This is a genomic window from Methylotuvimicrobium sp. KM2 (assembly GCF_038051925.1).
Lineage (GTDB): Bacteria > Pseudomonadota > Gammaproteobacteria > Methylococcales > Methylomonadaceae > Methylotuvimicrobium.
Map to the genome: position 1 here is coordinate 32,249 of NZ_CP150634.1, position 21,117 is coordinate 53,365.

Annotated in this window: 18 protein-coding genes; 6 read left to right on the forward strand and 12 right to left on the reverse strand. The window is 47.3% G+C overall.

Translation table 11 applies throughout. The annotated features are described in order from the left end of the window. Window positions 1-306 precede the first annotated feature (306 nt). The 6 genes from WJM45_RS00135 to WJM45_RS00160 form a co-directional block, all read right to left on the reverse strand. The gene (locus WJM45_RS00135; RefSeq protein WP_341326990.1) at window positions 307-675 is read right to left on the reverse strand and encodes a hypothetical protein; all 369 of its coding nucleotides are present in this window, start codon (window positions 673-675) and stop codon (window positions 307-309) included. Next, window positions 676-1,449: a head GIN domain-containing protein gene (locus tag WJM45_RS00140; RefSeq protein ID WP_341326991.1), complete on the reverse strand. Its 774-nt coding sequence runs from the start codon at window positions 1,447-1,449 to the stop codon at window positions 676-678. Window positions 1,450-1,491: 42 nt separating this feature from the next. Beyond that, complete coding sequence (locus WJM45_RS00145; RefSeq protein ID WP_341326992.1) at window positions 1,492-2,082, reverse strand: OmpA family protein; 591 nt, start codon at window positions 2,080-2,082, stop codon at window positions 1,492-1,494. 74 nt (window positions 2,083-2,156) lie between these two features. Then, window positions 2,157-2,459 carry a hypothetical protein gene (locus WJM45_RS00150; RefSeq protein ID WP_341326993.1) on the reverse strand — a complete coding sequence of 101 codons (303 nt, stop codon included), beginning with the start codon at window positions 2,457-2,459 and terminating at the stop codon, window positions 2,157-2,159. A gap of 10 nt (window positions 2,460-2,469) precedes the next feature. Beyond that, the gene (locus tag WJM45_RS00155; protein WP_341326994.1) at window positions 2,470-4,011 is read right to left on the reverse strand and encodes a DUF4384 domain-containing protein; all 1,542 of its coding nucleotides are present in this window, start codon (window positions 4,009-4,011) and stop codon (window positions 2,470-2,472) included. A 38-nt stretch (window positions 4,012-4,049) separates the two neighbouring features. Then, window positions 4,050-4,361: a hypothetical protein gene (locus tag WJM45_RS00160; protein ID WP_341326995.1), complete on the reverse strand. Its 312-nt coding sequence runs from the start codon at window positions 4,359-4,361 to the stop codon at window positions 4,050-4,052. A gap of 76 nt (window positions 4,362-4,437) precedes the next feature. Here WJM45_RS00160 and WJM45_RS00165 point away from each other — a divergent pair, with 76 nt between their 5' ends. Further along, window positions 4,438-4,797: a hypothetical protein gene (locus WJM45_RS00165; protein WP_341326996.1), complete on the forward strand. Its 360-nt coding sequence runs from the start codon at window positions 4,438-4,440 to the stop codon at window positions 4,795-4,797. A gap of 49 nt (window positions 4,798-4,846) precedes the next feature. Here WJM45_RS00165 and WJM45_RS00170 read toward each other — a convergent pair whose 3' ends face one another. Beyond that, window positions 4,847-5,143, reverse strand: a complete 297-nt coding sequence (locus WJM45_RS00170) for a hypothetical protein (RefSeq protein ID WP_341326997.1) — start codon at window positions 5,141-5,143, stop codon at window positions 4,847-4,849. 338 nt (window positions 5,144-5,481) lie between these two features. Further along, the gene (locus WJM45_RS00175) at window positions 5,482-6,786 is read right to left on the reverse strand and encodes a caspase family protein (protein WP_341326998.1); all 1,305 of its coding nucleotides are present in this window, start codon (window positions 6,784-6,786) and stop codon (window positions 5,482-5,484) included. 299 nt (window positions 6,787-7,085) lie between these two features. On the opposite strand from WJM45_RS00175, the gene WJM45_RS00180 reads away from it, so the two are divergent. After that, window positions 7,086-9,482, forward strand: coding sequence for a hypothetical protein (locus tag WJM45_RS00180; RefSeq protein ID WP_341326999.1), 2,397 nt, complete (start codon window positions 7,086-7,088; stop codon window positions 9,480-9,482). 155 nt (window positions 9,483-9,637) lie between these two features. On the opposite strand, the gene WJM45_RS00185 is transcribed toward WJM45_RS00180, so the two are convergent. Beyond that, on the reverse strand, window positions 9,638-10,432 hold the full coding sequence (locus WJM45_RS00185; protein WP_341327000.1) for a TIGR01458 family HAD-type hydrolase: 795 nt from the start codon (window positions 10,430-10,432) through the stop codon (window positions 9,638-9,640). Window positions 10,433-11,338: 906 nt separating this feature from the next. On the opposite strand from WJM45_RS00185, the gene WJM45_RS00190 reads away from it, so the two are divergent. After that, window positions 11,339-12,907: a hypothetical protein gene (locus WJM45_RS00190; RefSeq protein ID WP_341327001.1), complete on the forward strand. Its 1,569-nt coding sequence runs from the start codon at window positions 11,339-11,341 to the stop codon at window positions 12,905-12,907. 78 nt (window positions 12,908-12,985) lie between these two features. Then, window positions 12,986-14,407, forward strand: coding sequence for a hypothetical protein (locus tag WJM45_RS00195; protein WP_341327002.1), 1,422 nt, complete (start codon window positions 12,986-12,988; stop codon window positions 14,405-14,407). A gap of 263 nt (window positions 14,408-14,670) precedes the next feature. Here WJM45_RS00195 and WJM45_RS00200 read toward each other — a convergent pair whose 3' ends face one another. Continuing rightward, window positions 14,671-15,285 carry a cation diffusion facilitator family transporter gene (locus tag WJM45_RS00200; RefSeq protein ID WP_341327003.1) on the reverse strand — a complete coding sequence of 205 codons (615 nt, stop codon included), beginning with the start codon at window positions 15,283-15,285 and terminating at the stop codon, window positions 14,671-14,673. Window positions 15,286-15,707: 422 nt separating this feature from the next. Beyond that, window positions 15,708-16,709 carry an IS110 family transposase gene (locus tag WJM45_RS00205; RefSeq protein ID WP_341327004.1) on the reverse strand — a complete coding sequence of 334 codons (1,002 nt, stop codon included), beginning with the start codon at window positions 16,707-16,709 and terminating at the stop codon, window positions 15,708-15,710. A 555-nt stretch (window positions 16,710-17,264) separates the two neighbouring features. Between WJM45_RS00205 and WJM45_RS00210 the strand changes: the two genes are divergently transcribed. Continuing rightward, window positions 17,265-17,555 carry a hypothetical protein gene (locus WJM45_RS00210; protein WP_341327005.1) on the forward strand — a complete coding sequence of 97 codons (291 nt, stop codon included), beginning with the start codon at window positions 17,265-17,267 and terminating at the stop codon, window positions 17,553-17,555. Between the two features lie 121 nt (window positions 17,556-17,676). After that, window positions 17,677-17,967 carry a hypothetical protein gene (locus WJM45_RS00215; protein WP_017841429.1) on the forward strand — a complete coding sequence of 97 codons (291 nt, stop codon included), beginning with the start codon at window positions 17,677-17,679 and terminating at the stop codon, window positions 17,965-17,967. Between the two features lie 119 nt (window positions 17,968-18,086). Here WJM45_RS00215 and WJM45_RS00220 read toward each other — a convergent pair whose 3' ends face one another. Then, complete coding sequence (locus WJM45_RS00220; protein WP_341327006.1) at window positions 18,087-20,762, reverse strand: glucosidase; 2,676 nt, start codon at window positions 20,760-20,762, stop codon at window positions 18,087-18,089. Window positions 20,763-21,117: the final 355 nt, after the last annotated feature.

Consider the following 21,117-nt stretch of genomic DNA (forward strand, 5'->3'; position numbering starts at 1 on the left):
GAAACTGACCGCTTTTAGGATATGCTAAAAATGCTTCATGCGCTTTGTGCACATCCCTCAAAAGTTTAACGTTCTCATACTCTGCGTGGTAATGCCGCTTTTGACGCTCCACCTCTATTACGACGGATAGTTTTGGATTGAGAAAATGTAGAGAGTGTATTCCGCTCCCCGGAGCCCTTCGGTTTAACTTAATGGCCTTGAGGCAGAGCGAAGGAACGATGAATAATCGGGAAGTTTTTGTTACGAAATTCTTAGAGAGGTCGTAGGAAAAATTAAAGAATATCAATGCAAAATAAATGATTAAATTTAAGGATACAGAATAATATTCAACAGCTTGTTGGATTGATCGTAGAGCTGTAAATTTCGATTGAACCATTCGCCGTAAACGTATTTTTTATTGCCTTTGCCGTCGAATAAATAGCCGGTGACGTCTCTTGTTCCGGTTTTTTTCACGATTAAAAAAACATACCGGTTATCTAAACTACCGTGCAACTCGTGCCATTTGTCTTTTTTGGATTTGAGTTCCGGCTTAGTCATCGATTTCGGTTTGATTGCCGGCGACTCCGATTCGCTGAATGTGATTCCTGCCAATTGAGTAGTTTGCGCAGAACCGTTCGTGAATATCAGAAAAGAACCGGCCATAATGACCCAAGCGCCGCGCCATGTGAGTTTCATTTAATCTCCCGGTTGCAGATCGCCGCTGCCGATTATGCGTTTTTCTATGTGTGCCGGACGCCCGTAGTAGGTAATGTCGCCGCTACCGATCAGATAGGCTTTCAATGTTTCCCGTGCGGTAACTGAAATATCCCCGGAACCCGATAACCGGATATCCGCCAACTTGCTAACCAATCCTTGTGCATCGATATCGCCGGCGCCATTGACGGTCACGTTAAAGCGGTCGACCTGTCCGTCGGCGGTCACATTGCCGCTTCCATTAAGAGCGAGCGTGAACGATTCTTGGCGGATCGCGTTCAGCCGAATATCGCCGGCACCATGCAGGGCAAGCGAATCCAGACGCGGGCTCGTAATTTCGACAGTCAGCGGTAAATGTTGTTGATAACTTTTACGCCCGGCGATCGTTAATAGACCGCCGCTAACCGATGTTTCGATAATCGGAATCAAGTTTCGGTCGCCGATGATCTCGATACTTTGCGCCGGGCCGTTACGATAGTTAAGGTCGATCCCTGCGGCAACATGGATAGCCCGGAACGTCTCGACATCGCGGCGTTCTTTGCCTAAAACTCCCGAGCCTTGTTCGATACGCGCATCGCTGCCGCCATAAACGACTCCATCGATGATAATTTTGCCGGTCGTCGCTTGGCCTGCAACAGCATCGGTCGGTGAGGGTAATAAAACGGATAGGCCCAAGCTCAGACCGATAGTCAGAGATCGGCGACCGGCCCTTTGTTCGGGCCGGAAATCGGTTGTTTGTTTTCCTTGCGTTGTCATAGCGCGTCTCCTGATGACGAATCGAATAAAAAAGCCGCGTTGTTAATTCGCACTATAAAACTGAACTCTGCGATTGACCGCATCGAACGGGTCGCGGCCCGGCAGGGGTTTGGATTTTCCGAGCCCTTTGGTGGTTAATCTATTCGAGGAGACGCCGAAATTACGCGCTAAATAATTTCTTACGGATTGCGCTCTGCGTCTGGATAAATCCAAATTATAAGAGGCCGAGCCGACCGCATCGGTATGGCCTTCGATGATCAAGCGCTTGTCGGCAAAATCGGACATCGTCATCATTTTGCCGACTTCTTCCAAGAACGGTAGCGATTCGGGCAAAATTTCATCCGAGTTATAGGCGAATTTAATCGGTAAACCGATACTGGTTTTTTCCGCCTCGACTCGTTCGGCGGTGGCTAAATCGTCGGCCCGCTCATTCTTTTTTGGTTGGAAATTGATAGAACGCATTTTCATGGTTCCCGGAGTGCCGTTCGTTTGTCCTCCGAACAGAACTTTGCCCATTTCCTCGGCGCTAGGGGGAGCATCGTACATGCGTACTTGCTCGGCTTGAGTATTAAGGGTGTATAAAGCCAGTAAAAGGGCACCGCTGGCGGCGGTGATAGAGTGATGTAGTTTCATGGTACTAACCTCTTTAATTCTAATACGAATTGTTTCGTGTTAATCATCAAACCGGCTCAGAAAGAATTGCCGGCTTATTTTTGTTCCCAACGGGTAACTTTGCCGTTTTTGTCGAAAAATACCACTTGCGTGGAGTATTCCCAGGCTTCGCCCCAATCTCCGGAAGTGGTGCCTGTACAGCTCCAGCAAGGCCTTCCCCAAGCCGCTTTAACTTGGTCTTGATCCATGCCCTTGACCAGATAGCCGGCTTTGATGACTTCGACCATTTCCTTGTCCCACTCCGGATGTTCGGAAATCATTTCCTCGCGTCTGACCGGAGCATTTTCGCAGGCTTGTAAAATCAGGCCGGCGAGTAAGATTAATGTTAATTTTTTCATAATGCTTACCTTATCGAATGACATAGTCGATTGCGGCTTTAACCGAGTTGGCCGCCATTCTGGATTCGTCGAATTGACCGTCGTTGGTGAAATACAATGCGTCGGCCGGAATCGGATTTTTAGAGGCTATAGCCCTGAGTTTATCGGTGCCGGCCGGGCCCGAGACATCGATAGTGAAATCAGCGCCGGGTGAGGGGATGCTGTAGGTTTTTCCCGGTAAGCAATAATTATCGGGTTGATAGATATTCGGGAAAACCGTGTCGATCTTGCCTTCCGAATTGATCAGAACGATGCGGACGTACATCGGTTCGCTGACCGTGAAATCGATTTGCATCGGTTCGCCGATACGGTATTCGGATTTGTTGGTTCTAAGCGATAACGAGCCGGGAGTAGGCGAAGCGTCGATAAAAGTTTGCGGAGCCGGGGCGGGCGCCGGCGGGCTATAAGTCATCGGCTCATGAGCGGCATAATGGAAGCTTCCCTGTCCTTTCAGATTTTTTCGCAGTTGCCGGGTGGCATGATTCAAAGGAACGTTTTCATACAAGGCAAGATAAAGCTCTTGATTCAAATCGGTTCCCGGTAGGTTGTGTTTTTGAACAAAATTTTGTAATGCACTTTGAGTCGCGCCGTCCATCTGACCGGTAGGTTGCACGCTGAAGCCATGCAGATAGAGTAATTCCTGAACCTTGGCTATTTGTTCCGAACGGGTAAACGAATAATAATCGGCTAGGACTTGATCTATCACGACATCGTCGGGTTCGACGCCGGGTATCAAACGCCAATAGGGTAATTTTTGATAGCGTCCGATCAATTGAATCATATTCAATTGAACCAGCAAACGGACGGCCGCGTGCCTGCCTTGTACTTTTTTGATTTCGCCTTTTGCGCCGAACGTGACGCTTTTGATCGTAAAACCGATGCTGTCCTCTTTGGTCGCCTTATGTAGTTTGATGCCGTTGATCGCCTGTATTCTGGGAATGCCGGTAAACGTTTTGAAATCGATCATATTGAAATCCAACGTGACGCTGGCCAGTGAGGACTTATTTTGATCGGTAAAATTGAGCCCGTATTCCTTCACCTCGATATCGACATCGAAGGAGTCGCCTTGGGTCACGAGGCCGCGGTCGAATTCGGTAATACCTCCCGACAAAATAACCTGCGGCAGGATCTTGTCTTCATAGCCGCTATAACCGGTTTGTGCGGTATTGAGCATGAATTCGGGTTCGTAAGGTATGTAAAGTACGTTTCCGCCAATTCCGTTCAAGGTACTCTTGACCATTTCAGTGATGTCACGCGGAATTTCACCGCTCGTTGCCACGGACGTTCCGGTATTGTCGAACACTTCTTTGGCCATGATTTTGACCGGCTCGTTGCTGTAAATTTCGGTCATCAAGCCCAATTTATTGATTGCGCGTTGATAAATCGTGGTCTTGGCTTCAGGCAGTGTTTCATTGAGCCCAATATCGGCACTCTGCGGATTTAAACCGCAGCCGACGAGCAAGAGCGGCAAGCCAATGATTCGAAAACCGCTAGTGAGTTTATAGTTGTTCATAACACGACCTCGTTTCTAAAAATTTGGCATTCGGACGCTTATCGTCTTCGCTCGATGCAGACCGAATTGGCGCGTCTGTTATCCGAAAGGTTGACAATGGTGGCATTTTGCAAATTGGCGCCCGGACCGAAGGTTTGATTACCTGTACCGCCGCAACCGGAATTTTGATCGGTGTTACGTCGCGCCTTTGCCAAGGCATTGCGTTTTATAAAATCGATATTGGGATTGAGCTGTATGTTATCGTTGATGGGTTCATCGATGCCGATACCGTCGTCTAAATCGTTGGCAAGAAGCGGCGTTACGGGCAAGCCGATAAAGAGTAAAAAAGTACACAATCGAATAAATGACATAGCCGTCTTCCTCGTCATGAGGGAAACCGGACGGATCAAGTAATCGGACCGGTTTCCCGTAAGGGTTAAGGTTTACTTGATATCGACAGAACCGGTATTGGCCGAGCTGTCTCTGCCGATTGCTTGGGTATTGGATAGAGTATTTTTCGAAGCGTTAATCACAGTCGATTTTTCGACCTTGGAGCCTTCGACGCTGATTGAGCCGGTATTAGCCGAAGAATTGCGACCGATGGCTTGGGTATTGGTCAGCGTGTTTTTAGACGCATTGATCAACGTGGATTTTTCGATTTTCGAACCTTCGGCGAATGCGGAAGACGAAGCGGCGGCTGTCAAAGCCAATGCAAGCAGTGAAGTCGATAATGTTTTCATGGGGTTTCTCCTGGGTGGTTTTAAAATTCGAGGTCAGTGTAACCGGGCCTCGGGTTTATCGGCGTGAAGGAATCACGGAAAAAACGTGATCTATTCACATCCGAAGCTTGAATTCGTTATTTGATATCGACCGAACCGGTGTTGGCCGAGCTGTTTCTGCCGATTGCCTGAGTATTGGTCAGAGTATTTTTCGACGCGTTGATCACAGTTGATTTTTCGACCTTAGAACCTTCGACGCTAATCGAGCCGGTATTGGCTGAAGAATTGCGGCCGATAGCTTGGGTATTGGTCAGCGTGTTTTTAGACGCATTGATCAACGTGGATTTTTCGATTTTGGAACCTTCGGCGAAGGCGGAAGACGAAACAGTGGCCATTAAAGCCAATGCAAGCAGTGAAGTCGATAATGTTTTCATGGGGTTTCTCCAGGTGGTTTTAAAGTTCGAGGTCAGTGTAACCATCCCTGAGAGATTTCGATGTGAAACATTCACATTCGATTTGTGATTTAGTGACCAGCGGGAAACTGTCAGCTATCTTTTTCCGTCTTGGAGACGGTACTGCCATTAAATTAACGGAAAGCCGTCAAGTCCCCATGGATGGGTTCACGGCGGTCCTCGTTAGACACTCCCCCATACCTTTTATTCTTAGACGGTTTTTCAATCAAAAGGGAGTAGAATTAAAAACATTAAATTGCATGCAACAATAATTGAGCGGGTTTGTCAAGAATAGGCTTCCTTTTTGTTGTTGTCACGATTTATTCCGGTATAAACAAAAAGTTGCCGGTAAACGACGATTCCATCCAGGGGATTTGTTGGCCGCCGGTTTCTTGATTGACGCCTTGCAAGACGCGTTTGAAAACTTCTTCTATCGTGAGACCGGGGACTTGCATATTGTTGAGCAAATGCTTGGTGTAGATTCCGTTGTCGTCTTCGCCGTCGGCGGCAACCGAACCGGGACTGGTCGCAAAGCCGATAATGGTGCCTTTCGGACCGTCGATTTTGGCGAGGCCACGGCCGGCACTCCGGAAACTGCGCGGCAACGGATTGTCCCGGCAGGCATCCAAAATCACGATTTGTAAATTGTCTTCGCCTTCCATGGCGCCCAATACTTGCCCGATATTGACCGCTTTATAACGGACATCGGACTGCCTTTTAATGACCGCATCGGTCGGAATTAGGTAATTTGAACCGTCAACCTGAACGCCGTGGCCGGCGAAATAGAATAAACCGACTAATTTACCCGCACTCATTTGCCGGCCGAATTTATCGATCGCCGCTTCCATTTGCTCCTGATTACCATCGAGCAATAACGTGACTTCAAACCCTAAACGGCTCAGGGAGTCGGCCATGGCTTTGGCATCGTTGACCGGGTTCTTTAACGGGCTGAAGGCATATTCGCTATTGCCGATCACTAAAGCGGTTCGGCGCAGCGGTATCGTGCCGATAGCCTCAATGGCGGCGTTCGACATGGGTTGCACTGTAGACGATGACGCCGACAATTGTTGGGCGCCGGGCGGCAGGGTGATCATGGCGGGATTCGGTGATGCGATTGAAGGATTAGAATCGGCTAAGGCAATTTCGACATCGACATAACCTTCGTTGTCGTGGTTGCCGTCGATTACGTCATTGATTCTGAGCATTAACGGGCCGTCTTCGGATGCCGTAAACGTGACGTCCGAGCCGACTACGAAAGGGGTACCCTGTTCGCCGATTTTGGCGATCAGAGTCGAATGACTGTAACCGTCGATAATCTGAGGATATAACGGAGTATTATCGCACCAAGCCTTGTATAAACCGATACCGTCGGGGCCGGTAAAATTGCAGGTCGGATAAGTCCGCCATTGCCCTTTGGCGGAAACCCGATAGTTCTGTCCGGCGGAAACCTTGACGCCGCTATTTCGCCACTCCTCAACCGCTGCCGATACGCGGGTTTGCGCAGGGGTTCCTGTAGCGAGAGGGCGGGTTGTGATGACATTGTCGGTATAGTAACGTTTCGGCGCGCATGCCGACAACGATATGCACGCAGCAATGACGATTGAGTTAAAAATTATATTTTTCATAGTGTTACGGTATAAAGACGACTAGAAAAAGCACATGTTCCTACAGGATTATAGCGGCGATTTTTATTTATGGTTCATGGATTCATTTGAAAGGTCGCTCGACTTCAAGTGATAAATGCATGATGCACTGTAAGTTTGCCGAAACAAGTTCGGATGACAAATTGTAACGACGTGATAGGCAAATCGACCGTGTTTATTACCCGAATACCCGGTGAATACCGCACAGAGTTCCTAAGTTAAACCACATACGATGGAATTGCGCTAAATCGTAATTCAATCATTAACTTAGGGTGTGTGCCATGAAAACAAGAAAAAAACCGATGGTAAAGCTATTTATGACCGCTTTACTGCAAATTCCGTTGATGTCGACCGCGTTCGGTGCGGAAGGCGTCAGTTGCGATGCTTACCGTTGTTCGATCTCTATACATGAAAGTTTGGCGATCGAGTCCGGCATTGCCGATTTTTACGGAGACGGCGACCGCTATGAAATGATCGGCGATCTGACAGTCAAAACCCCGGCCGGCAATGTGCCGTTACTGGATGCGCAGTTGTATTTTTCCAGAAATACCGACAATGCCGACATCGGTTTCGAAGTCTACGGTGTTGCCGAAGCGCCCTTTCCGTCGGTACCTCTGTTGGCCGGTGCAAGCTTTACCGCCAAACCGCTGGCCGCAGTCGGACTGGCCGGTAGAAAAATGTTGAAATCTTTGCTCGAGTCGGACGGCTATACCTTGCCGTTAGCGGAAAACCCGAAAGATCCGGAAGGCGATCCTAACGATATCAAGCAGCCTGCATATTTGTTTTTTCATTTCCAAAGCGGATTGGCGTTCGATATGCCGCTTGATGCATTATTGGGAATGAATCAGGAGGGCGATAATCCGTTCAATTTTTCGGTGCCCGGCGATAAAAGCGTGACCTTTATTCTCGATCTCGAAGAGCCTTATTTTTTCATTTCGCAAAATGCGCGCGAATTGGTAGCGGAAAAATCGGAAGCCGCAATCGATTTGGCTAAGCAGGCCAACGAAGAGAGGGAAAAGGAGCGGGAGCAGCAAAACGGCGAGGATAATAAAGAAAACAACGATGCAGTCAAAGACGCCGCCTCGGAAACCGCCAAATCGGTATTACCCGATTTAGGCGATCTGGCGTTTTCGTTCGAGGGCGGTATTCCATTCAGACCGGAAACGATATGGGGAATACCGGAAGGAGCGGGCGAATTCAAAGGCCATCTGTACATAGAAACCGAATTGCCGCTTTATAAATTCGTCAAACTCAACGGCGAAATCGTCACGTATATCGGCAAAGAAGGTTATATGCAAGGCGGTAACGGCAACGTTGAAGTTTCGTTCGATCTGATTCCGAATTTCCTGAACTTTTCGTTTCCGCTCGGCAATGCCACTGCAGGAGTCACGATAACCAAGGACGAACAGGCTACCTATTTCAGCGGCATCAACGATCCGAATTATTCGTTTTTACCGTCTTTCGTACCGTTCACTCCGGCCAACAAAACACTGGTTTCGGGTTATATCAGCAGCGCCAATCCAATGGTGACGCAATTGCGGGCCAAGGGCCAGTTCGGCTACGATACCGCCGGTCTGAGCAAACTGGTCGGCGTCAATCTGAATAATCTAGCGGTCAACAGCGCCGATCTGACGGTAACGGTCGAAGGTATCCGGTTGCGCGGACGGACATCTTCAAGCATTCACCCGTCGATACAATTGGGCGGTTCGGTCGATGTCGACATCTTCTTTCCGTTTACTCGTCCTGAACTGAGCTATGTTCGAATGTCCGGACAAATGCAGGTTGCAGGCGTCGGATTGTCGCCGGTTGCTTTGGATATCAGCGCCAAAGGCTTTTTCATCAACGGAAAATTCGTCACGCCGCTGAGCGAGATCGGCATGGGCGGCCAAATTACCAACCAGGGGCCTTTACTGACCGGTAATGCAGGCATCTATTTACCGATCGGCGATATTACCGCCGCGTTGAACAAAGCGAGGGAAAGCGTGCTGAAGGCCGAGCAAAAAGTCCAAGAAGCCGGATATTTGGTCGATCAAGCGCGGAAACAAGTGCAGGCCGATCGGGACCGTGATGCGGCCAATCTGGAAAAAGCCCGTGCCGAAGTCGTTAGTGCGCAAAACGGCGTTAAATCGTTGCAGTCGAAGATCGACTATCAAAACGGCTTGATCAAGAAATACAAAGGCGAAATTGCAGCCAAAAAAAGATGGTATGACGATCAGCCGTGGTACAAAAAACCGGCCGCTTGGACCGCCTATACCGCTTATCGTACCTATAAGCTGGGTCAGATCGGTGTTGCCAATACGGCGATTGCCGGATTGAATGTAGCGATGGCGGCCGCCAAAGGGGTATTGTGGACTGCCGAACAAGTTCTGTACGGTATTCAACAAGGCATCTCGGCATTGCCGATCGATTTGGATCCGCGCGTTTCCGGATTGATTATCGGCTTGGAAAGCGCTAAAGCCGCTTTGAAACTTGCGCAATTAGCCCTACCCGATTTACCTGTGATCGATCTCGATGTCGGCGGTAAAATCGATCTGACACTCGATATCAAAGGAATTAACGGCAATCTCAGCGCTCAAATGAACGGACAATCGCTTGCCGACGGTAAAGTGGCTTTCGATCCGATACCTAAAGCCTGTGTGATTATCAGTAAACTCGGCGAATTCTGTACGCCTTTCTGACAAAAAGCATTGCTCGTGCTTGATAATTAGCCCCGCCACATCCGTGAGCTGGGCTTTTTATATGCCGTTTTTCGTATGGTTTGACGCAAGGAAGTCCAAAAATCGAGAGGGAAGGCAAGCGCGCAGCTTAGCCGAACTTGCGTCCGAATTGAATGTTAAGAACCGGCAATCTCAATAGGCAATCGAGCCGGCAACTCGGCGACCGACGGAATGATCAAATCCGGCATCACGCGGCTAGCGTCCGCATAGGCTTTGCGGTATTTGCCGGTCTTCACCAGAATGCCGATCAGGCCGGCATTTTGACCGCCGCCGATGTCGGAGTCTATGTCGTCGCCGACGATCGCGACGCGTTTTGGCGGCAATTCCAATTCGGTCAGCGCCGCACGGAAAAAATCGGGCGACGGTTTGCCGATGATCGTCGCCTGCTGGCCGCTGGCGTATTCTAGAGCGCTGACGAACGCGCCGATATCCATTTGCAGGCCCTGCTCGGTTTGCCAAAAGCGGTTCTTGTGGACCGCGATCAGCCGCGCACCGCCGGTCAGCAGACGGAAGACACGGTTCAGAACCGGGTAAGACCAACGGTCGCCGATATCGCCGACGATCACGAAATCGGCCTGAGTATCCGATTGCCGGAACCGCTCGAAATCGCGTCTGACATCGTCGGCGAGCAGCAAATGGCAGACCGGATCGCCGAATTGTTCTAGGTAGATCAACGTGGCGCGCGTCGCGCTGACGATTTCGCGTTCGTCGATGTCGAAGCCGAGGCGGGTTATTTTGTCGTGCAGCGAAGCGGCCGACAACGTGCTGGTGTTGGTGATGAAACGGCAACGGTAACCGCGCCGTTTGATTTCGGCGATAGCCTCGACGGCGCCTTCGATGACATTCGAATCGACATACAAAACACCGTCGAGGTCGATAAGAATACCTTGGATTAAAGATAGTTTTGGCATTCGGAAATTCCTCGATTCGTTTCAAAAAGAGATTTTGCCGCATCATGGCCCATAGAGTCACTTAGGATTTCGTGATAAATAACCTCCTGGAGCTATGAGCTTTGTTGAGGGTTTGGTAACTCGCTTGACAGGACGCCGTGAATACGTCCGTGTAGGCTTGACGGCGGCTTTCCCTGCCGCCGACACCTGCCAATCAAGCTACCGAACCCTCCATAAAATAGGGAAGTTATTTACGACCAAATCCTTAGAAGATAACAATTCGGGTTTGAATTGAGTTATCGAAAGGCTAGTGGAGATTAACAGAAAGGAATTTTTTGCAGATTTAACAAATATTCGAAATTTCAGCCTCATTGTTTACGCCAAGGCCAAGTGGAACTATCCAGACACGGAGGGTAAATAGAGAAATGCAAAAGACGATTGCTGTCTGCATTTGTACGATGCCGAATAGCGATTCAGTATTTACCAATTGACCGCAACGGCCGATAAAATCTTCTTCGGATTTTTTGGCAGAATTTTCCTTCGGCTCAGCCGTTGCAAACGAAGTTATCAAGTGCGAAAGGTTCCGATTTCATGTTAGGCATGTGACGAATAGGCCCATCGTCCATTTTGATGATACGGCAGAAGGGCGCAAATCGATTAGATGTCCCACATCGGCAACTGAATTGTTCCTTGAATTTCAGGTGATGTATAGTCTGAAAATTAGTTTGTATCTTTTGCAATTGTTTGATCAGTATTGTAGTTATCTATACCCTTGTATCATGTTCGATTTGCATGTTATCCGGCAGAAAAAGAAGCGATCGTGGATAATCTTTGTCAACTGCTTTTTCATGCAGTTAAGATATCCCGGTCAAGAGAATGGCTTTATGCCGTTTATAAAGATAGATAGAACCACTAAAGGAGTCTAATATGGTCTTTGGCCAACTTTCAAGAAATCGCAAACGTGAAAAAGGGAATATATTTCTCGGTTCACCGGAAGCGGAGGCTGAAGCGTTACCTAATTCTCGTATGCCTTTATCTAAGGTTTATGAAGACCATTGCGACCTTATTGGCGCCCTAGCAAATGAAAAATTTATCGTAGTTGGTAGAAAAGGCGCTGGAAAAAGTGCTTTTGCGGAGCACATATGTTCGATAGCAGAAGATCAAGCTAATTTATTCGCAAGATTTATTCGACAAGGAGAATCTAATCTAGAGCAAATAGTGCAGATAGGTATAGAAAACGGCCATGAGATAGAAAAAGAGAACTTATATAAGTGGCTTATTCTGACAAATATATTGAAGATGTTTTCAGATAATCAGGCAGCGCAAAACGCTAAAGAGTATGACCTACTTAAGCACTTTATATCTAAAAACTCAGGGTATATAGATATAAGAGAATCAGAGGTTAAAGAGCTTATTAAAAAGCAAGGCTTCGACATCAACATTCAGTATTTGAAGCGTTTTTTTACCAGTAAAATGAATAAGAGTTTAGAAATAAGACAGGAAAAAGCACCGTTTTACAAGCTAATACCACACCTAAAAGAGATATTGTTAAAGGTTCTTACCAGTCATTCTGAGCGAGAAAACAACAATAATTACGTACTATTTTTTGATGACTTAGATATCGTTTTTGATGCAAATAATGAGAGTACCGTTAACTCATTAATTTCTCTACTCCGAGTGTCTAAGGAAATTAACAATGAGTTTTTCGCTAAGAACAATCTTGATTCAAAAGTAGTTATTCTATTAAGAGATGATATTAGTAAAAAGGTTGCATCTACCACATCCGACACAGCAAAAATATTTTCTTCATATTCGGTTCCTATAAATTGGTACCAGGATGAATATCACAGTGGAGATGAAGAACTTCAGTTGAATATCCGAAAGTTTATCAATAAGAGGATAGATTACGCCTTTGGCGAGGAAAGAATTGCTGTTAATACTACTGATCCTTGGCTTTCTTTGGTGGAAGATCCTTTTAGCGGAACTCAGGATTCTACAAAATCAAGTTTTAAATACATTCTGGATCATACTTTTTTCCGGCCAAGAGACCTATTACTGTTTTTTAAGCCACTATCTCAGCATAATTATAATTTCCCTTTATCAAAGACAGACGCAAACCATCTCATTGGGCGATATTGCGAGGAAGTTGTAAATGAGATTAAAAATGAATTATCGTGTTTCTATTCATCCGAACAAATAGCAACGGTCTTTAATGCCTTCGGAGAAATTAGCTCTGCTCTTAAAAAACCGCACATACGCTCTATAACTTATGAAAATGCAATAGATATCATTAACCGAAATTGCTCTGGTGTTTCTGCTAGTAATTTGCTTGAGGATATGTTCTATAGGTCGTTAGTTGGGGGTATGGGTGATAATGGGTACGTTTATTTTAAGCATAGAGAGCCAACAACAGATGTCTATGAATTTAACAAGTCACATGGTGTTATTATTCACAGTGCTATGAAGGTTTATTGCACAAATAAAGGCTATGCATAACAACCGTATTAACTCCGACCTTCACCGCGATACGGCTCAGTCGGGTTATGCGGAGCGTTATAACTTAGGGAGTTCAGTTTGACGTACGCTCTTCTTGACAATGCTACTCTTTCAGCTGTGCAACGAGTACTTGGTGACGCTGAAATTTCCAACCCTGATACGATTAATGGAGATTTGTTAGCATTCGAAAATTTGATATTGGCAATTTTATTTTTTGATCAACTAGTATGCATAGACAATTACAAAGAAGAATATCGCCAGCAAAGAGTAGAACGATTCCCATATATAAGATTTCTTTCACCAACCGAATTAGGCCTTCAAGAAGTAGAAGCTGAAGCAAAAAAGGCAGCTGCTAGTATAAAGCCAGCAATAATAGGAGGAAAATTTGAAGATAATGAATTTTCTGAATTGTTAGAGCTTCTAAAATTGAATATGACATGCACTTGGGATTTACGTTCAAGTGTTTATTATTTGACGATGAAAATGTTGGGGCAGCCAAATACAAAAGAGTATGAGAAGTATAGTCAGCTAAGCAGCGCAATTTATAGTGAGCTGGTTGAGTCGAGTACAACAAAGGGCTACTGGTCGAAAGAAGTTAGGTTAGTATCGTCAACTGGCCAGGAATTTACCGAAGAAGACTTTAAACAAGCTAGAGATTTAGCTTGCCGTGGTTTTGGGGGAACTACAAAAGCATTGGATATGTTTATTGCGTCTTTAAATTGGTTGGCATTCAAAACTATTTATTATTCTATGACAGCCCGTTATCTTGAAGCAGATACATTTCTTCATCCTATAAGACACGCTTATCAAATGAATTGGATGTCAAAACATGGTGTTTATGGCAGCGATATAGCGACGGAGCTGGTTGCAAGCCTTTCTCAAGCAACTGCCAACGCGGTTACTAATGTTATTTCACATGGTCGTTCTGCATCAATTAAATATACGTTACCAGTTTTTTCAGCAGCACTAATTCAACGAGCAGGAAGTCCATCCGGTGTACTTGAGCTTGCTTTTGAGTTAAAAAAAGAAAATGCTATTTCTGAAATTAGAGGTGCGCTTAGAGAAATTAAGAACGCCTACCAACAAGAAGGTTACGAAGGTAGTTCTCCATTAGTTACTAAATGGATGAAATTTATCAATGCAGGATGTGAGGCAACCCTGGCAAAGTATGGAGTCGCTACCGAACAGGGTATTCATTCAACAACTTTAATAAATATATATAATTCGATCGCACCTTTTACTACTGGTTACAAAGTGCCGGGCTTTAATTTTAATATACCTTATCCAGAAATTTTAAAATCAAGAAGAACAAAAGCGTTTGGTATGGTTATAAGGGATGTAGTAGCCGGGCTAACTAGTATTGAACGATTGGGCGCAATTAGGGATCAATTAGCAACACAATTTAGATACAAAGAAAATTGGGATGAAATATATATGCCTCCAAAAACAGAAGATCCTAAATTTGCCTCATATTCATCGGATTGGAAAATTCCAATGTAGAATAAGTTATAACAACCGCATTAACTCCGACCTTCGCCGTGATGTGGCTCAGTCGAGTTATGTGGAACGTTAGAAGCCAAAGAAACAATGGAGTAATTATTAAGTGCCGATTTTCGATATTTCAGGTGACAAGCTATCTGCCGTCGAGCAGAAGAACTTCGCTCTGGAAAAGGACTTACAGTCCCTGATCGAGAAAAATCTCGAAACGGTTTTCAATTGCAGATTAGTTGCCAGTGAGTTTTCTACTGGCGCACAGCCCTTGCCTAATGCCGCCATGAAGCCGCATCTTCTATCGGTTCCAGGTGGGTTTCTATATCGATATGGTCGAATTTAGCCTTGATCCGATGTTCTATGGTTTCCAGCAAATCATGGCCTTGTTGTACAGACCATTGCCCCGGCACCAACACATGTACCGACATGAAACGGCGCGCACCGGCATATCGGGTGCGTAAAGCATGATAGGCAATTTGATCCGAAGCGATAAATTGCTCCAACACCCCTACAATTTCGGCTAGTTCTTCTTCCGGCAGCGTAGCATCCATCAAACCGGAAATAGTGCGGCGCAATAGATGTAACCCTGCCCAAAGAATGTTGATTGCAACTAAAATCGCAATCACCGGATCGAGAATCTCCCAGCCTTGCATGCCCAATTGCTCAGCAAAATCCAGCGTCAATTGAAACCGATTGCCCAACGCGATCAAGCCAATACTTGGGACAATTCCGACCGTGGTCCACACGTCGATCATCAAATGCTTACTGTCTGCTTCTAAGTAATTGAATGCCCGGCTACGACCGACTGTAATCAGAATTTTAGCCGCAACCGGATTGATTAACGACGCAAACACGGAAATGGCGATACCGACATTTAGTTGCTGCAAAGGCTCCGGATGCAGCAGGCGACCACTGCCATTAAGTAAAGCTGTAACAGGATAAGTAATGTTGGCATTCAGGCTCGGATGTGCTTCAAAAGCCTGCCATCCATGGCACTGGATTCCGCCAGTCCATGGCGGAATGACGGGTTTTCCTTAACTTAATGGCAGTGACCTGTAGCGGGCCAATGATTTCATTTCGGCAGCCATCCACTCAATCCGCAAAAAAAGCAGTTTAGCCCTTCCAAATTACGACTTGTACTCAAAAAAAAATTGGTTCAATTAAATCAAAAACCTGGGTCGAATTGCGGCGCGCCTGAATTTGAAATATCTGTGATCAGAATAAACTTAGTAATGGGCATGAAATAAATCGGGGGATTGTAGATACTCTCTTAAAACACAAGGCCTATTCTGCTAAAGAGTTAAAAACTTCAGCTAGAGGTATCGACAGGCATCGCATAAAAACGAGAACCGTCGAATTCCTTATTGGTTTTCAACATGCCATGGATGGCGTGCAACAATTTTCGCATCACGGCACAGAGCGCTTGTAGCTTCTTGAGCCCGTTGTTTTCAATTAAGTGGTGGTAATAGCGTTTAATGTTTGGCTCATAGCGCGTCGCCACTAAAGCAGGCATGTATAGGGCGTGACGAAGATATTTGTTGCCCGCCTTACTGATACGCGGCTTTTTGGCGACACTACTACCGGATTCGTTATGTCGAGGATCGAGGCCCGCGTAGGCTACCCATTGTTTTGCGCTTATGTCTTGAGGCAAGACCAGTAGTTCCGCTAAGAGTTGTATCGCGCTGGCCTCGGCAATCCCTTTAATACCGATGATTAGGGTAAAGACTCGCGTCAGTGATTCGTGTTGCCGGATCAGTTCCAAAGCGCTGTCCCGATGAGCCTGGATCTGTTTTTCCAGTACGCTGACTAATTCTTCGGTTTGCTCGATCACGATATCAGGCGTGTCCTGAGTGGCTGTTAAGGCATGACGCTGATTTTTTGTTTGTGTTTTCAATTTATTTAACGCCGCGATTCGTCGCCCTATGGCCCTTAAGGCAATGACTTCGTCAGCCGGACGCTGCCACGCTTCAAACGGCATTCTTTCGCAATAGGCCGCTAAGGTGGCCGCATCAATGGTGTCGGTCTTACTCCGTTTCATCAAGGCCTGAGCGAAGTTATGAGCGGCTTTGGGATTGATCACCATCACTTCGAGGCCATCTGTTCGGCTCAGGGCGACGGCTAAATCAAAATGATAGACGCCCGTTGCTTCCAAGCAAATTCGTGTTTCGCCTTTCAATTTGGCTAATAGCTGAATGATCTCACGATGCCCTGTGGTTGTATTTTCAAACTTCTTGGCCGGACGCGCTTTCCCTTTGATAATCACGACGACCATTAATTCTTTTTGGCTCACATCAATGCCAACATAGTTCATTATCTATCTTCCTAAGATTTGTTTGTTATGATGATTGCTGGTTTCCCAACCCTGACACTTCATCTACCGTCCTTGTGAATGCAGACTCAGAAGCTTGGCTTACAGGTCTCAGATACTCCGCGGCATGGATGACGAGGGTGGGGAGCCTATCTACATGCAAGCTCAAGGCTTCAGGTGCGAACGGCTTCCCCAGAAATCGGCAATCACTATAAACTTTTGGGTTTAAATTATCTTGTGTTTGAAGATGTTTTTAATATACAAGGTGCGAATTTATTCGCACTGTGCGGATAAATCCTCACCTACACCGGAAATTCATCAGCGCACTTGAGGAAGTTATTTTATGCGCGTTCCTTACTTTTTCTATGATTCGTCAATCCGATCGATTAAACACAACGACCAATGATTCATCGGAATCCGGTTCGTGAATAAATCACAGAACCGGCGTTACTCGATCACCGCGTTTTCCTTTCCAAATCGGGATACTTTACCCAAGTTCAACGAAACGTTCGAACCCGTATTAACTAAATCAAATAATCAAAACCAGAGGAAAACGTCATGAAAAAATTCACAGTAGCAGCAGTCGCATTGGTCGCAGTCTTCAGCGGATCGGCAATGGCCGAAGGGTCCAAAATCGAAAAATCGACTTTGATCAACGCCTCGAAAAACACCCTGACCAACACGCAAGCCATCGGCCGCAACAGTGCCGCGAGCACCGGTTCGATCAACGTGGTCGGCTCGAAAGTCGAAAAATCGACGGTGATCAACGCGTCCAAAAACACGTTGACCAACACCCAAGCGATCGGCAGGGACAGCGTCGCTAACACCGGTTCGGTGGACATTCGCTAATACAGAAGCGGTGAATAGTTCACAATTTTAGCGTGAACGGTTCACCGCAAAACAAACAGTCAAACGGTACAGTAAAACCGTAACAAAAAACCCAATACTTAAAACTCAAGAGGAAAACGTCATGAAAAAATTTACAGTAGCAGCAGTCGCATTGGTCGCAGTCTTCAGCGGATCGGCAATGGCCGAAGGTTCCAAAATCGAAAAATCGACTTTGATCAACGCCTCGAAAAACACGCTGACCAACACGCAAGCCATCGGCCGCAACAGCGCCGCGAGCACCGGTTCGATCAACGTGGTCGGCTCGAAAGTCGAAAAATCGACGGTGATCAACGCGTCCAAAAACACGTTGACCAACACCCAAGCGATCGGCAGGGATTCGGTGGCCAATACCGGTTCGATCGATATTCGGTAACGGCTTGATTGAATGACGCCAAGGACAACCATTTCGTAAAGAGAGGAACCCAATGGATTACCACATGGCACATGGACGTGTCTTTTTCTCGAATCGGCAACTATTCGGCCGTTGCCGTTTTATCCTTCGCGGCGCCATTCGTCGATCATCGCGGCGACCAAATTCGTCCAGGTCTGATGAGATGCTCCCAAGCCTTTGCCGGTTTCGGCATGGAAATATTCGTGAAACAGCAAAAGATTTCGCCAATGCGGGTCGTCGTCAAAGCGCCGTTCGTCGCCGAAAATGGGTATTCGGCCGTCGTTGCCGGGTTGAAAAAGCTTGATCATGCGGTTCGATAATTCTCGCGCCAGCGCGCCTAGAGACAGAGATGCCGGTTGATTGTCCAATACGACATCGACCTTGAAATCGGGTCCTAATGCCTTGTCCAGTTTGCGCAGCGACTCAATCATCAGGAATCCGACCGGAAACCAGATCGGTCCTCGCCAGTTGGAATTGCCGCCTTTCAATTTCGATTCCGCTTCGCCCGGTTCATAGCGGACTTCGCTCGAACCGAATTGAAAAGGCTGGTTTTCGTGAATCTTCGATAGGCTCCGCATGCCGAACAGCGATAGAAATTCGTTGCCGTCGAAGACGCGGGCCAGCATGCGCTTTATCTGGGACTGGTTCGGAATGCTCAATAAATAATTGGTTCGGCCGTCCCGATCGACCGGATGGCAGCTGAATTGCGCGAATTGATTGCGGTTCGCCAGAAACCATTGCAAGTTGGCCTTGAACGACGGAAACGGCTCGATCCAATCGGCTTCCAGGCGCTCGACGGCAAACAACGGTATCAGGCCGACCAGGGATCGGACCCGGAATTTATCGAAATGTCCGTCGTGATGTCGGAGCACGTCATAAAAAAAGCCGTCGTTTTCGTCCCAAAGTTGATAGTGGCGTCCGCCCATGTTTTTCATTGCAGCGCCTATGTAAATGTAATGCTCCAAAAATTTGGTCGCGAGGCTTTCGTAGCTGCGGTTGGTCAACGCGAGTTCCAAGGCGATGCGCATCATGTTCAAACAGAACATCGCCATCCAGCCGGTTGCATCGGATTGTTCGAGGGTTTGGCCGCCGTTCAGGGGCTGGCTGCGGTCGACGACCGAAATGTTGTCGAGACCCAGGAATCCGCCTTCGAAGATATTATTGCCTTGACTGTCGACTTTGTTGACCCACCAAGTGAAATTGAGCATGAGTTTATGAAAACAACGCTCCAGAAAGTCGCGGTCGGCATAACCGTGTAAGCGCTTTTCCATGTTGTAAACGCGCCAGACCGCCAATGCGTGTACCGGCGGATTCAAATCGGAAAAGTCCCATTCGTAGGCCGGGATCTGACCGTTCGGATGCTGAAATTGTTCGAATAACATCAGCCACAGCTGTTCTTTAGCAAACTGAGGATCGATCAATGCCATCGGGATGCTGGCAAGCGCTAAATCCCAAGCGGCAAACCAAGGGTATTCCCACTTGTCCGGCATCAGCAGCACACGCATCGAATTGAGATGCCGCCAGTGCCGGTTACGGATGGTTAGCCGCGATTCCGGCGGCGGTGCGCTCGGCAAATCGCCGTCGAGCCATTTGCGCACGTCGAATAAATAGGTCTGCTTGCTCCACAGCAAGCCGGCCAATGCTTGCCGCTGCACCAAGCGTTCCTGGTCGGTCGCAAGCTCGGGATGAAGCGTTCGATAAAATGCATCGGCTTCCGATTTGCGTTGTTTGATTAAGCTTTCCGCGTCCCGGAACGGCTCGTCGACGAGTTGCTCGCTTAGACGCAGATGAATTACGGCCGTTTTGCCTGCCTCGATATCGAATACATAATGCAAACAGGCCTTGGAGCCGGAATTATCGGGTTTAAGGCATGGCTCCCGATCGATAAGGTAGCGGTGAAACGCGTCCTTGGTGTAGAGCTGCGTATTGTCGGTACCGTAGACTCGCCGAGTATTAGTTTCGTTATCGGTAAACAGCGGTGTGCAGTCGCCTTCGGCATATAAATGGTAATTGGGTAAGCGGTAAGGGAAAAGCAGGCCGGGTAGCGCCCCCAGTCGAGTGCTATCGGCCAATAGGCAGCGATATGGACAATTCGGCGTATCGATTAATTTAATTTCCGGCGCTTGTTTGCGCGGTTCGCTCCAGGCCCAAGTATTTCTAAACCACAGATGAGGGAGTATATGCAGCGGTGCGTCGTCGGGTCCTCGGTTGGTTACGGTTATTTTGATGCAAATATCGCCGGGCGATGCCTTGGCGTATTCGATTTCGATATCGAAGTAGCGGTTTTCGTCGAATAGTCCGGTGTCGAGCAGCTCGTATTCGGGGCCTTGTCCCTCCCGGGCTTGATTTTCCCGAACCAACGCTTCGTAGGGATAGGCGCGTTGCGGATATTTGTATAGATAACGCATGTAACTGTGCGTCGGCGTGTTGTCGAGATAGAAATAATATTCTTTGACGTCCTCGCCGTGATTGCCTTCCCACATGTTGAGACCGAACGCGCGCTCTTTTAAAATCGGGTCTTGTCCGTTCCATAAGGCGATGGCGAAAACTAATAGTTGATAGCGATCGCAGATGCCGGCCAAGCCGTCTTCGCCCCAACGATAAGCCTTGCTACGCGCCAAATCGTGGGGCAAATAACGCCAGGCATCGCCATCCGGACTGTAATCTTCGCGGACGGTTCCCCAGGATCTTTCGCCGACATAGGGACCCCATAACCACCAGGGAGGCAGATCGCCCCGGTTTTCTTCGATTCGTTTGCGCTCGTTACAATCAGCCATGATCGACTCCTTGGAAGTGACCGGTAAGTGGTATCGATATGATCTATAATTCGAGTTTTATACCTTTCGCAATCAAAATTTCGGCAGCGCCTTAGGAGGCGCCGGGGTGCTTAGCCCCCTCACCTAAAGCTAGGTGAGGGGCCTGCATGGAGCTGACATAGAGCCTACATGGACGTATTTACGGCAAGTATCCCGGTGCCGAATTTTGATCTATGATGGCTATACATTGTTCGTATTTTCCTATCGATGTTTAATTCAATTGCGATAGCTGAGCCTTTGCCGAAATAACTCGCGGCACACTTTAAACAAGCCGCATCATCGACTTGCCGAACTTGCCTACCCTAAATCAAAAAAT

What these genes read in the sequence shown, in the direction of transcription:
- WJM45_RS00175 (WP_341326998.1), bottom strand. Translation starts at nt 6,786, where the DNA reads ATGAAAAATATAATTTTTAACTCAATCGTCATTGCTGCGTGCATATCG.
- WJM45_RS00180 (WP_341326999.1), top strand. Translation starts at nt 7,086, where the DNA reads ATGAAAACAAGAAAAAAACCGATGGTAAAGCTATTTATGACCGCTTTA.
- WJM45_RS00150 (WP_341326993.1), bottom strand. Translation starts at nt 2,459, where the DNA reads ATGAAAAAATTAACATTAATCTTACTCGCCGGCCTGATTTTACAAGCC.
- WJM45_RS00140 (WP_341326991.1), bottom strand. Translation starts at nt 1,449, where the DNA reads ATGACAACGCAAGGAAAACAAACAACCGATTTCCGGCCCGAACAAAGG.
- WJM45_RS00215 (WP_017841429.1), top strand. Translation starts at nt 17,677, where the DNA reads ATGAAAAAATTTACAGTAGCAGCAGTCGCATTGGTCGCAGTCTTCAGC.
- WJM45_RS00170 (WP_341326997.1), bottom strand. Translation starts at nt 5,143, where the DNA reads ATGAAAACATTATCGACTTCACTGCTTGCATTGGCTTTAATGGCCACT.
- WJM45_RS00205 (WP_341327004.1), bottom strand. Translation starts at nt 16,709, where the DNA reads ATGAACTATGTTGGCATTGATGTGAGCCAAAAAGAATTAATGGTCGTC.
- WJM45_RS00160 (WP_341326995.1), bottom strand. Translation starts at nt 4,361, where the DNA reads ATGTCATTTATTCGATTGTGTACTTTTTTACTCTTTATCGGCTTGCCC.
- WJM45_RS00185 (WP_341327000.1), bottom strand. Translation starts at nt 10,432, where the DNA reads ATGCCAAAACTATCTTTAATCCAAGGTATTCTTATCGACCTCGACGGT.
- WJM45_RS00145 (WP_341326992.1), bottom strand. Translation starts at nt 2,082, where the DNA reads ATGAAACTACATCACTCTATCACCGCCGCCAGCGGTGCCCTTTTACTG.
- WJM45_RS00220 (WP_341327006.1), bottom strand. Translation starts at nt 20,762, where the DNA reads ATGGCTGATTGTAACGAGCGCAAACGAATCGAAGAAAACCGGGGCGAT.
- WJM45_RS00190 (WP_341327001.1), top strand. Translation starts at nt 11,339, where the DNA reads ATGGTCTTTGGCCAACTTTCAAGAAATCGCAAACGTGAAAAAGGGAAT.
- WJM45_RS00135 (WP_341326990.1), bottom strand. Translation starts at nt 675, where the DNA reads ATGAAACTCACATGGCGCGGCGCTTGGGTCATTATGGCCGGTTCTTTT.
- WJM45_RS00210 (WP_341327005.1), top strand. Translation starts at nt 17,265, where the DNA reads ATGAAAAAATTCACAGTAGCAGCAGTCGCATTGGTCGCAGTCTTCAGC.
- WJM45_RS00155 (WP_341326994.1), bottom strand. Translation starts at nt 4,011, where the DNA reads ATGAACAACTATAAACTCACTAGCGGTTTTCGAATCATTGGCTTGCCG.